This is a genomic window from Lacisediminimonas sp. (assembly GCF_030645335.1).
GTDB lineage: Bacteria > Pseudomonadota > Gammaproteobacteria > Burkholderiales > Burkholderiaceae_D > Lacisediminimonas.
Genome location: NZ_JAUSNH010000139.1, coordinates 1 through 12,224, shown reverse-complemented (window position 1 = coordinate 12,224; position 12,224 = coordinate 1). Strand labels below are relative to the sequence as shown.

At 61.7% G+C, this 12,224-nt stretch carries 11 protein-coding genes; 6 read left to right on the top strand and 5 right to left on the bottom strand.

The features are described 5' to 3' along the window. Window positions 1-197: 197 nt before the first annotated feature. The 5 genes from Q7T64_RS10085 to recA all read right to left on the bottom strand — a co-directional run bounded on the left by Q7T64_RS10085 (window position 198) and on the right by recA (window position 5,344). On the bottom strand, window positions 198-1,037 hold the full coding sequence (locus tag Q7T64_RS10085) for a Stp1/IreP family PP2C-type Ser/Thr phosphatase (protein WP_304795122.1): 840 nt from the start codon (window positions 1,035-1,037) through the stop codon (window positions 198-200). A 153-nt stretch (window positions 1,038-1,190) separates the two neighbouring features. Further along, window positions 1,191-2,072 (bottom strand): succinate--CoA ligase subunit alpha, encoded by an 882-nt coding sequence (gene sucD / locus Q7T64_RS10080; protein WP_304795120.1) that lies wholly within the window; start codon window positions 2,070-2,072, stop codon window positions 1,191-1,193. A gap of 15 nt (window positions 2,073-2,087) precedes the next feature. After that, window positions 2,088-3,278, bottom strand: a complete 1,191-nt coding sequence (gene sucC / locus Q7T64_RS10075; RefSeq protein WP_304795165.1) for an ADP-forming succinate--CoA ligase subunit beta — start codon at window positions 3,276-3,278, stop codon at window positions 2,088-2,090. 326 nt (window positions 3,279-3,604) lie between these two features. Beyond that, complete coding sequence (recX, locus tag Q7T64_RS10070) at window positions 3,605-4,078, bottom strand: recombination regulator RecX (RefSeq protein ID WP_304795118.1); 474 nt, start codon at window positions 4,076-4,078, stop codon at window positions 3,605-3,607. Between the two features lie 162 nt (window positions 4,079-4,240). After that, entirely contained in the window at window positions 4,241-5,344 is a 1,104-nt protein-coding gene (gene recA / locus Q7T64_RS10065) for a recombinase RecA (protein ID WP_304795116.1), read from the bottom strand. A 299-nt stretch (window positions 5,345-5,643) separates the two neighbouring features. Here recA and Q7T64_RS10060 point away from each other — a divergent pair, with 299 nt between their 5' ends. From Q7T64_RS10060 to Q7T64_RS10035, 6 genes are all read left to right on the top strand, one after another. Continuing rightward, window positions 5,644-6,360, top strand: a complete 717-nt coding sequence (locus Q7T64_RS10060) for a response regulator transcription factor (RefSeq protein ID WP_304795114.1) — start codon at window positions 5,644-5,646, stop codon at window positions 6,358-6,360. A 4-nt stretch (window positions 6,361-6,364) separates the two neighbouring features. Continuing rightward, a complete protein-coding gene (locus tag Q7T64_RS10055) occupies window positions 6,365-7,930 on the top strand; it encodes a sensor histidine kinase (protein WP_304795112.1) in 1,566 nt (521 codons plus the stop codon). Then, window positions 7,931-8,200 carry a DUF4212 domain-containing protein gene (locus Q7T64_RS10050; RefSeq protein ID WP_304795110.1) on the top strand — a complete coding sequence of 90 codons (270 nt, stop codon included), beginning with the start codon at window positions 7,931-7,933 and terminating at the stop codon, window positions 8,198-8,200. It abuts the gene before it with no gap. Then, window positions 8,190-10,226: a sodium:solute symporter family protein gene (locus Q7T64_RS10045; RefSeq protein WP_304795163.1), complete on the top strand. Its 2,037-nt coding sequence runs from the start codon at window positions 8,190-8,192 to the stop codon at window positions 10,224-10,226. Before Q7T64_RS10050 ends, Q7T64_RS10045 begins: the two co-directional genes overlap by 11 nt. A 69-nt stretch (window positions 10,227-10,295) precedes the next feature. Continuing rightward, window positions 10,296-11,708 carry a circularly permuted type 2 ATP-grasp protein gene (locus Q7T64_RS10040; protein WP_304795108.1) on the top strand — a complete coding sequence of 471 codons (1,413 nt, stop codon included), beginning with the start codon at window positions 10,296-10,298 and terminating at the stop codon, window positions 11,706-11,708. Between the two features lie 14 nt (window positions 11,709-11,722). Further along, on the top strand, window positions 11,723-12,224 hold a 502-nt coding region (locus Q7T64_RS10035; protein ID WP_304795106.1), incomplete at its 3' end, for an alpha-E domain-containing protein.

The window sequence follows — 12,224 nt, the reverse complement described above, 5'->3', positions numbered from 1 at the left end:
GACGACTCTGTCTAAGTTTCTCTGGAGCAATCCACGTGCCAGTGGAAAATCGGGCAGGTTGGAGTGCTTTTTGGCGGTTTGGCACGGAGCGACTGACAAAAAGTGTCAGTTAACTGCCCATTCGTGTCACTTTGCAGCCGGATATCAGTCAATGCGCGTTCGGTTTGCGATTGGCTTGCGCCCGGTTCGCCGCCAGTTCAGCGCGAAAGCGCCAGTCGTTCGCCCAGCCACACGAGCAGACGCTGCCAGCGGCTTTGTTCACCGCCGGCAAGCGGGCGCCCCGCCAGTAGCACCGTGATATTGTCCGCGCCGCCGGCGGCATTGGCACGGGCGGTGAGTTCGCCACAGGCGGCATCGAGGTCCGGTTCGGCTTCGGTCAAAACCAGCTCGATCACCGAATCGGGCAACTCATCGGTCAAGCCGTCCGTGCACAGCAGGATCAGGTCGCCGGGCAGCAGCCCATGCGTGCGGACGTCGACGTCGACCTCGGGATCCACCCCCATGCCCCTGGTCAGCAGGTTTTTCTGCTTGCCGGCCCGGGCCTGGGCGGCTGTGATCAGTCCGGCATCGAGCTGCTGTTGCAATAGCGAGTGATCCCGTGTCAGTGGCGCCAGGCGGCAATCCCGGAAGCGGTAAGCGCGCGAATCGCCGATGTGGGCAATGACCACATCGCGCTCGCGCAGCAGCGCCAGCACCAGCGTCGTGCCCATTCCCTTGTAGCCAGCCTCCTGGCAGGCGGCGGCGTAGATGGAGGCGTTGGCATGCTGGATTTCGTCGGCCAGCAGCTTTTCGATGCGCCGCGCGGGCAGGGCCAGCAAAGCCGGTTCGCGCCGAAAACGCTGCTCCAGTGCCTCCTTCAGCAAGGCGGTGGCGATGCCGCTGGCGACTTCGCCGGCGTTATAGCCGCCCATGCCGTCGGCGACAATCGCCAGGCCGTATTCGGCACTGACCGCCAGCGCATCCTCGTTGTGCGCGCGAACGCGCCCGACATCGGTGGCAAAGGCGGATTGCATGCGTTGCAGCGAACGTGTGGCCATGGGCGATCCAGGGCGGGAGCAGAAAATGGTCGGGGAGCCAAAGCTCCCCGCAAATCAATCGCGACGCGTGTGCCCCGGGCGCTCATGCAGCACAGGCAGCAAGTCCATCGCTGCCTTCCCTGACTGCCGCCCGGTGAACCGCGTCGAGGTCTGTTACAGCATCTTCTTGAGCAATTGCGCCATCTCGGAAGGATTGCGCGTGACCGTGATGCCGCAGGCTTCCATGATTTCCAGCTTGGCGTCGGCTGTGTCGGCGCCACCCGAGATCAGCGCACCGGCATGACCCATGCGCTTGCCGGCCGGCGCCGTGACGCCAGCGATAAAGCCCACCACGGGCTTTTTCATGTTGTCGCGGATCCAGTAGGACGCGTTTGCCTCGTCCGGGCCGCCGATTTCACCGATCATGATGACAGCGTCGGTGTCCGGGTCGTCGTTGAACATGCGCATCACGTCGATGTGCTTGAGTCCGTTGATCGGATCGCCGCCAATGCCCACTGCGGATGACTGTCCCAGCCCCAGCGCGGTCACTTGCGCCACGGCTTCATAGGTCAGCGTGCCGGAACGGGAAACCACGCCAATGCGGCCCTTGCGATGGATATGGCCAGGCATGATGCCGATCTTGAGTTCGTCCGGCGTGATCAGGCCCGGGCAATTCGGACCCAGCAGCAAAGTCTTGCTGTTGGTCTTGCTCATGCGATCCTTGACTTCCAGCATGTCGCGCACGGGGATGCCTTCGGTAATGCACACCACGAGCTCCAGCTCCGCTTCAATCGCTTCCAGGATGGCCGCTGCTGCGCCCGCCGGCGGTACATAGATCACGGAAACGGTCGCGCCGGTGTGTGCCTTGGCATCCTTGACCGATGCGTAGATCGGGATCCCTTCGAAGTCTTCTCCGGCCTTCTTGGGATGGACGCCGGCCACGTAGCAGTTCCTGCCATTGGCGTACTCGCGCGACATCCGGGTGTGGAACTGCCCGGTCTTGCCGGTAATGCCTTGGGTGATGACTTTGGTATCTTTGTTGATCAGGATCGACATATTGGTTCCTTGCGATTATTTACCTTGGGCAGCCGCGACAACCTTGCGCGCGGCTTCTTCCATCGTGTCAGCGGCGATGATCGGCAGGCCGGACTCGGCCAGCATCTTCTTGCCGATTTCTTCGTTGGTTCCCTTCATGCGGACCACCAGCGGCACCGCCAGCGAAACCGCGCGCGAAGCGGTGATCACGCCTTCGGCAATCACGTCGCAGCGCATGATGCCGCCGAAAATGTTCACCAGGATGGCTTTCAGCTCAGGGTTCCTGAGCATGATCTTGAATGCTTCAGTGACCTTCTCGGCAGTGGCGCCGCCGCCGACGTCGAGGAAGTTTGCAGGCTCGCCGCCAAACAGCTTGATGGTGTCCATGGTGGCCATGGCCAATCCTGCACCGTTGACCAGGCAGCCGATATTGCCATCGAGAGAAATATAGGCGAGGTCGAATTTCGAGGCTTCGACTTCGGCCGGATCTTCTTCGTCGAGGTCGCGGTAGGCGACGATTTCCGGATGGCGGAACAAGGCGTTGGAATCGAAGTTGAATTTGGCGTCCAGCGCGATGACCTTGCCGTCGCCGGTCAGGATCATCGGGTTGATCTCCGCCAGCGAGGAATCGGTCTCCCAGTATGCCTTGTACAAACCTTGCAACATGGCGCGCGCCTGGGCAATGGAGGCCGGCGGCACGCCGATTTTTGCGGCGATTGCATCGGCGTCGGCATCGGTCAGGCCGGTGCCCGGATCGATCTCCACCTTGTGGATCAGCTCTGGATGTTTCTCGGCGACTTCCTCGATATCCATGCCGCCTTCACTCGACGCCATCAGCACGACGCGCTGGCTCAGGCGGTCGGTGACCATGCTGACATACAGTTCTTTCTTGATGTCCGCGCCTTCTTCAACCAGCAGGCGACGGACCTTCTGCCCTTCAGGGCCGGTCTGGTGCGTGACCAGTTGCATGCCGAGGATCGCATTCGCATATTCGCGCACTTGTTCAAGTGACTTTGCCACCTTCACGCCGCCGCCCTTGCCCCGTCCGCCCGCATGAATCTGGGCCTTGACGACCCACACCTTGCCGCCAAGTTGCTCGGCCGCCTTGACGGCTTCATCCACGCTCATGCACGCGATGCCGCGCGGAACGGTCACTCCGTACTTGCGGAGGATTTCTTTGCCCTGATACTCATGGATTTTCATGCGAGCTTCCTTATAGACGCTGATTGAAGGGGGAGGGAGGATAGACGTTCACGTTCACCGTCGCCATGTGCGCAGTGCGATGCGTTGCGTGTTCTTGTGCGGGCGCTTGGCGCCGGATGGAGACAGGACATAGACCGACACGGCCGCGGCAGCGGCAACGAATGCGTGATGGAAAAGCGAGGCGGGAGGATCGGTACGGCAATCCGCGCGCAGAGTATTGCAACTGCAACAACCCCGCCGGAAAGCTTCGGAGTGTAGCACAGCCCACAGGGGCGGAATGAGGGAAGCGGCGCTGATTTTTTACCGGTTTGTCTCGATTTTGCCGCAGCGTTTGCGGGCTTGTTGGACCGCTAGGCGTCGGCGTATGGCTCGTCCGGGTCGTCCGCGAAGCTTTGCATGGCTTCGCGTATCGCCGTCATGGTGAATCCGCGCTGCATCAGGAAACGCATGCGCTTGGCGCGCTCGGCCCCATCGGCTGGCGCTGTGGCATATTTTTTCCTGAGGACCTGCCTTGCTCGCTGCGTTTCATCCTGCGCCAGCCCGATCTTCAGTTGCGCCAGCGACTCGTCTTGCAGGCCGTGGGTCTGCAGCTCGGAAAGGATGCGCCGGTTGCCGTAGCGCGCTGCGCGCCGATGAACCAAAGATTCGGAAAACCGCGAATCGGACAAGAGCTTCGCCGCCTCGAGCTGGTCGAGCAGCGAATCGATGTCATCGTCCTCGTTCGCATACCGCCCAAGTTTGCGGGCAAGCTCGATGCGGCTATGCTCTCGCGCCGACAGGTAGCCGAGGGCACGCGCCTTGAGGCTCAGTTTAGGCGCCGGCATACGCATTGTTCCGTTCATCGGTCATGATCGCCTGCTGGACAAAGTCGATGAAATGATCAGATACGCGATCAAATTTGCGATCAAAAACGCGATTGAATAGGTGAGGCAATACCTGGTTGAATGAACGATGCGCGCGAACTACGCGCGCACCAGGGCATGCATTTACTCGGCTTCGCGCGCTTCCTTGGCTTCGCGCGCGGCTGCCGCCTTCTTCGGCGCTGCCTCGGTAACGGTGCCGGGCAGTGGCGGCAACAATGGCACGCCCAGTGAAGCGCGCACCTTGTTTTCAATCTCGTAAGCAAGCGCCGGATGCTCTTTCAGGTAGTTGCGCGCATTGTCCTTGCCCTGGCCAATACGCTCGCCATTGTAGCTATACCAGGCACCCGACTTTTCAACCACCTTGGCGTCCGAACCGAGATCGAGGATTTCGCCTTCGCGCGAGGTGCCTTCTCCGTACAGGATGTCGAAGTGCGCTTCGCGGAACGGCGGCGCGATCTTGTTCTTGACGACCTTGACCTTGGTTTCGCTGCCAATCACTTCATCGCCCGACTTGATGGAGCCAGTGCGACGGATGTCCAGCCGCACCGACGCGTAAAACTTCAGCGCATTGCCGCCGGTCGTGGTTTCCGGATTGCCGAACATGACGCCAATCTTCATCCGGATCTGGTTGATGAAGATGACCAGTGTGTTGGTCCGGTTGATCGAGCCGGTCAGTTTGCGCAGCGCCTGCGACATCAGTCGCGCTTGCAGGCCAGGCAGGGAATCGCCCATGTCGCCTTCGATCTCGGCGCGCGGCGTCAGGGCGGCGACCGAGTCAATGACGATCAGGTCGACGCCACCGGAGCGCACCAGCGCGTCGGTGATTTCCAGCGCCTGTTCACCGGTGTCCGGTTGGGAAATCAGCAGGTCGGACAGATTGATGCCCAGCTTTTGTGCATAGCCGGTGTCGAGCGCATGCTCGGCGTCGATGAAGGCACAGGTGCCGCCCAGCTTTTGCATCTGCGCAATGACTTGCAGGGTCAGGGTCGTCTTGCCGGACGATTCCGGGCCGTAGATCTCGACCACCCGGCCACGCGGCAGGCCACCCACGCCCAGCGCAATATCGAGTCCGAGCGAGCCGGTCGATACCACCTGCACTTCTTCCGCCACCGCGCCATCGGCCATGCGCATCACCGATCCCTTGCCGAACTGCTTTTCGATCTGGGACAGGGCGGCAGCCAGTGCCTTGCTCTTTTCCGACGCATTAAGGGGTTTTCTGTCTTCCATGGGATCTCTTTTCCGAGGCGATTACTGCGTTTTTGTTGGTGAATGTGCCGGCAAACGGCCAGGTCGAAATCGTTTTCTCAATACCCGCCGCCAAGTCAATCGGTACTGTATAAACAAACAGTGATTAATGCAAGCGAAATGTAGCGGGGCTCATTCGGTTTGTCGCCTCTGCTGACGCGGCCGGTGAACGAACGCAGGCTTGCCTAAGCAATCACGTTCAGGGCTGCGGTCCTTCGCCTTGCTGCCCCGGGGGAAACACAATAGACTAGCCTGCACCCTGCCCCGTCCTCCCCCTCCCTATGCGAATTTTGCTTGCCGAAGATGACAGCGTGCTTGCTGACGGGCTGACCCGGACACTGCGGCAGTCCGGCTACGCAACCGATTGCGTCCGGAACGGCCAGGAGGCCGACCTTGCACTGTCGACACAGGATTTCGACCTGCTGATACTCGATGTCGGCCTGCCCAAGTTGTCGGGACTGGAAGTGCTGCGACGGCTGCGGGCCCGCAATTCCCACCTGCCAGTCCTGATCCTGACGGCCAACGATTCAGTCGAGCAGCGGGTAAAGGGCCTGGACCTGGGCGCTGACGACTACATGGCCAAGCCGTTTGCGCTGTCTGAACTCGAGGCCCGGGTGCGCGCCCTGACCCGCCGCGGCGCCGGTGGCGGACCCACGGTGATCCGCCACGGTCCGCTGTCGTTCGACCAGGTCGGCCGGATTGCCTATATCAATGACCAGATGCTGGATCTGTCGGCACGGGAAATCGGTTTGCTCGAAGTGCTGTTGCAGCGCACCGGCCGGCTGGTTTCCAAGGAACAGCTGGTCGATCATTTGTGCGAATGGGGCGAGGAAGTGAGCAATAACGCCATCGAGGTGTACGTGCACCGCCTGCGCAAGAAGATCGAAACGAGCGGGGTTCGCATCGCCACGGTGCGCGGGCTGGGCTACTGCATGGAGAAATGCGCAGAGCCGCCGGCTCCGGCGTCACCGACGCCGCCGCCTGCTGCGGCAAACTGATTCCATGCAGCGCATTACGCAGCCGGCGACGCTGGAGCAGCCGCTTCCGGGCCAGACGCCACACGCGGCGAGCGAACCGCCATTTTTCAATCCGGCCGACCACGCCGAATCCGAGCCGATGCAGCGTTCGCTTTTCGGCGAAATCCTCGACTGGATGCTGGTTCCGCTGCTGCTGCTATGGCCAATCAGCATCGCCGTCACCTTCCTGGTCGCCAAGTCGATTGCAAACCAGCCCTTCGATCGGGCGCTGGACGATCGCGTCACGGTGCTGGCGCAGCAAGTCAAGGAATCCGACGGCCGGGTGATCGCTGTGCTGCCGACGTCGACCAAGGATATCCTGCGTGCCGATGACATTGACAATGTCTTCTTCCAGATCGTCAGTCCGGACGGCGAACTGATCGATGGCGACCATGACATGCCGCTGCCGCCCGACGACGAAAACCGCCAGCCGTGGGCCGTCCAACTGCGTAACGACATGATGCGCAACACCGAAGTCCGGATCGCCTACACCTACCTGGACCTGAACCGTACCCATCCCAGCATCCTGCGGCCGCTGCCGCAGCGCATGGTGCTGGTACAGGTTGCGGAGACTCTCGACAAGCGGGTACACCTGGCCAACCAGATCATCAAGGGCGTGATCCTGCCGGAATTCCTGATTTTGCCGATCGCGCTGGCGCTGGTCTGGTTTGCGCTGTCGCGCGGCTTGTCGCCTCTGACCGAATTGCAGCAACGGATCAGGGCCCGGCGCGCGGATGACCTGAGTCCAATCGAACCGGGCCAGGTGCCGGAGGAAATCGCGCCGCTGGTGGGTTCGCTCAACGAGTTGCTCGAGCGCCTGTCGCAGAGCATACAAATGCAAAAACGCTTTATCGCCGACGCGGCGCACCAGATGAAGACGCCGCTGGCGGGCATGCGCATGCAATCCGAGCTGGCGCTGCGCCAGACCAGCCCGGATGAAATCCATCGCTCGCTGGAGCAACTCTCCAAAAGCTCGGAAACCGCAACGCGACTGGTGAACCAGCTGCTGGCATTGGCACGGGCCGAAAACCAGCCGCCCCAGGCGACATCGTTTGCGCCGGTCGAGCTGGTGGGCATGGCGCGCAGTGTGGTGCAGGATTGGGTGCAGACGGCATTGGGACGCCAGATCGACCTCGGCTTTGAACAGCCGGGACACCCGGCCATGATCAACGGTAATGCGACCATGCTGCGCGAGCTGCTCAATAACCTGGTCGACAATGCATTGCGCTATACCCCGGCCGGCGGGACCGTGACGATCAGGGTGCGCGTCGACGAGGGCGCGGCGCGCGCTTTCCTTGAAGTGGAAGACACGGGCCCGGGCATACCGCCGGCCGAACGCTCGCATATCTTCGAGCGTTTCTATCGCATCCTGGGAAGCCACACCGAGGGCAGCGGACTTGGCCTGGCGATCGTGCGCGAGATCGTGCAGCAACATGATGCAGAGATGGATGTCTTCAATAACCCGCGCAGCCTGGATCCGAAGTTTCCGGGCAGCCTGTTCAGGTTGACGATGACGCTGGACCGTGTCCACGACACCACGGGAAAGGCCTGAATGCGCACCCCTTCCGAACGCCGGCAAAGGCATTGGCAACGGGTGCAGCGATTTTCGCTGCTGCTGCTGGGGGTCTGGTTCGCCGTGACCCTGTCGTCGATCTGGTTTGCCCGCGAACTGGCCGGCGTGACCGTATTTGGCTGGCCGGTGTCGTTTTACATGGCAGCGCAGGGTTCGGTATTGGCCTATGTCGCCATCATCGGCGCCTATGCCTGGTGGATGGATCGCCTCGATGCACAATACAAAGCCGGGAACGACGATGGCCAATAACAGCTTTTCCGGCCGGCTGACGAAATACTACCTGTGGTACACGGCCGGATTCATCCTGCTGCTGGCCTCACTGGCGCTCCTGGAGCGGGAGGGCTTGCCCAGGATATGGATCGGCTACCTGTTCATTTTTTCGACCATCGTGCTGTATGCAGGCATCGGCTTCCTGAGCCGCACCTCGGACGTGACCGAATATTACGTCGCCGGCCGCCGGGTGCCCGCGGTGTTCAATGGCATGGCCACTGCCGCCGACTGGATGTCGGCGGCCACCTTCATCAGCCTGGCCGGCGGACTTTACCTGCAGGGTTTCGACGGCCTGGCCTACATCATGGGTTGGACCGGCGGCTTTTGCCTGGTTGCCTTGCTGATTGCACCTTACCTGCGAAAATTCGGCCAGTACACGGTGTCGGACTTCCTGGCTGCCCGCTATGCAGGTCAGTCCGGCGGCGACTTCGTACGCATCGTCGGTGCGCTGGCGACGGTGGCAATTTCCTTTACTTATGTCGTGGCCCAGATCTATGGCGTGGGCCTGATCACGTCGCGCTTCACCGGCATCGATTTTTCGGTCGGCATCTTCCTCGGGCTGGCGAGCATACTGGTCTGCTCTTTCCTCGGCGGCATGCGCGCCATCACCTGGACCCAGATCGCGCAGTACATCATCATCCTGATCGCCTACCTGATTCCGGTGATGTGGCTGTCGGCAAAGCACACCAGCGTGCCAGTGCCGCAGATTGCCTATGGCGTCACCCTGGCCAAGCTGAGCGAGAAGGAGCAGGCGCTGGTGCTCGACCCGGGCGAACGACAGGTGCGCGCGGTGTTCGAGCGGCGCGCCGAGGACTATGACCAGATGATCCTGCGGCTGCCCGTGTCATGGGATGAAGGCCGGCTGATCGCACAACAACGGGTGCAGGAACTCAAATCGAACAACGCGTCGCTGCTGGAAATCAAGGCCGCCGCGCGGGAGGCCGCCTCCTACCCGAAAGATCCGGAGGAGGCGCGGCGTGTGTGGGGCGAAGCGCGCAAGGTCGCGCTGGCGCGCGCCGCGCCGCCAGTCCGACAAGCCGAGCCTTTCCCCGGGCCGGACAGCGAAACGTCGGACAACAAGCGCAATAATTTCCTGGCCCTGGTGCTGAGCCTGATGATGGGCACCGCAGCACTGCCTCATATCCTGGTGCGCTACTACACGACGCCCAGCGTCGCCGAAGCGCGCAAGTCCGTGTTCTGGTCGATATTTTTCATCATGCTGGTGTACACGGCGGTGCCGGCGCTGGCCGTGCTGGTCAAATACGACATCCTGACCTCGCTGGTCGGCAGCGACTTTGCCCAACTGCCTAGTTGGGTCGGTTATTGGGCCAACATCGACAAACTCAATCCGCTGGTTAGCATCGTCGATTTCAACGGCGACGGCATCGTGCAGTTCGCAGAAATTTCGCTGGATGCGGACATACTGGTGCTGGCCACGCCGGAAATCGCCGGCTTGCCCTATGTCGTCTCCGGGCTGGTGGCGGCCGGCGGGCTGGCTGCCGCACTATCCACCGCCGATGGATTGCTGCTGACAATCTCCAATGCGCTGTCGCACGACACCTACTACAAGACCATCGATCGCGCGGCATCGACCCAGAAGCGGGTAACGGTTTCCAAGCTGTTGCTGCTGGTGGTGGCGCTGGTGGCAGCGTATGCCGCGTCGCTCAAGCCGGGCGATATCCTGTCGGTGGTCGGCGCGGCATTCTCGCTGGCGGCCTCGACCCTGTTCCCGTCGCTGGTGCTGGGCATATTCTGGAAGCGGGCAAACGCATTCGGCGCGGTCGCCGGCATCATCACCGGCTTCGCCGTGTGCGTGGCCTACATGCTCGGCACCAGCCCCGCAATGGGCGGAACGACACTGAACCAATGGTTTGGCATTGCTGCCAATTCGGCCGCCGTATTTGGCGTGCCGGCCGGATTTGCCACGATCGTCGTCATCAGCCTGCTCACCAAGCCGCCCCCGGAGCGCAGCAACGCCCTGGTGGACTACCTGCGCGCGCCGTGAAAATTCCTTGCACTGCTGGCATATTTCTTGATAGACACTATCGAACCAAGTGCGAAAACAGAAATAACCATGTCAGAATTTTTTGATGAAATGCTCGCCAAAAACCAGGGCGCGCGCGAACACTACCAGGCATTCCACGACTGGCTGCATGCGCAGACCGCAGTGTCCCTGTCGCGCAAGCGGGCCGAGGCGGACCTGATTTTCCGGCGCGTGGGGATCACCTTCGCAGTGTATGGCAGCGACGCCGGCACCGAACGCCTGATCCCGTTCGATATCATCCCCCGCATCATCCCGGCAAACGAATGGTCGAAACTGGAGTCGGGACTCAAGCAGCGGGTACGCGCGCTCAACATGTTCGTCCATGATATCTATCATGAGCAGAACATCATCCAGGCCGGCATCGTGCCCGCCGAGCAGATCTTCCGCAACGCGCAATACCGGCCCGAGATGCAGGGCATTTCCGTGGCGTCGAACATTTACGCCCATATCGCAGGGGTGGATATCGTTCGCGCCGGCGGCGGCGAGTTTTATGTGCTCGAAGATAACTTGCGGGTCCCCTCGGGCGTGTCCTACATGCTGGAAGACCGCAAGATGATGATGCGCCTGTTCCCCGAACTGTTCGAACACCACAAGGTGGCGCCGGTTGCCCATTATCCGGACCTGCTGCTGGACAACCTGCGCTCGGTAGCGCCCCAGGGCGTCGATGATCCGACGGTCGTGGTGCTGACCGCCGGCATGTACAACTCCGCCTATTTCGAGCACGCGTTCCTGGCCCAGCAAATGGGGGTGGAGCTGGTCGAAGGACAGGACCTGTTCGTCGACGACAACCACGTCTACATGCGCACCACACGCGGGCCGCGGCGGGTCGACGTGATCTATCGGCGCATCGATGACGACTTCCTCGATCCGCTGGCGTTCCGCCCCGACTCGTCCCTGGGCGTACCGGGCTTGCTGTCGGTCTATCAGTCAGGCCGAGTCACGCTGGCCAATGCCGTAGGCACCGGCGTGGCGGACGACAAATCGATCTATCCCTATGTGCAGGACATGATCCGCTTCTATCTTTCCGAAGAGCCGGTCCTGAACAACGTGCCGACCTGGCAATGCCGCAAAAAGGATGACCTTGCTTATGTGATGGCACACCTTCCCGAACTGGTGGTGAAGGAAGTTCACGGCGCCGGCGGTTACGGCATGCTGGTCGGTCCGGCGTCGACCAGGGCGCAGATCGGGTGCTTCCGCGAAAAGATCATCGCCAGGCCGGATGCCTATATCGCCCAGCCCACGCTGGCGCTGTCGGCCTGCCCGACTTTCGTCGAGTCCGGGATCGCCCCGCGCCATATCGACCTGCGTCCGTTCGTCCTGTCCGGCGAAACCATTTCCGTCGTACCCGGCGGACTGACCCGGGTCGCCCTGAACGAAGGCTCGCTGGTGGTGAACTCGTCGCAAGGCGGCGGCACCAAAGATACCTGGATCCTTGAGGTCTGACGCCGGAGAACAACATGCTTTCAAGAACCGCAGACCACCTGTTCTGGATGTCGCGCTACACCGAGCGCGCCGAAAACACCGCACGCATGCTGGACGTCAATTACCAGACGTCGTTGCTGCCTCAATCCGCCGCCGTGGCCCAGGTGGGCTGGCAGGGCCTGCTGTCCATCAGCGAGCTGCTGCCCGCCTATGGCGCCAAGCATGGCGAAATCACGCCGCAGCGGGTGATGGAATTCATGGTCAAGGACGAAGGCAACCCGTCGTCCATCGTCAGCTGCCTGAAGGCCGCGCGCGAAAACGCCCGCGCCGTGCGCGGCTCGCTGACCACTGAAGCCTGGGAAACACAAAACCAGACCTGGCTGGAAGTCAACCGCATGCTCAAGGCCGGGCATTTTGAACGCGACCCGGGCCAGTTTTTTGAATGGGTCAAATTCCGCTCGCACCTGTCGCGCGGGGTGACGGTGGGCACCATGCTGATGGACGAGGCGCTGCACTTCATGCGCCTGGGCACCTTTT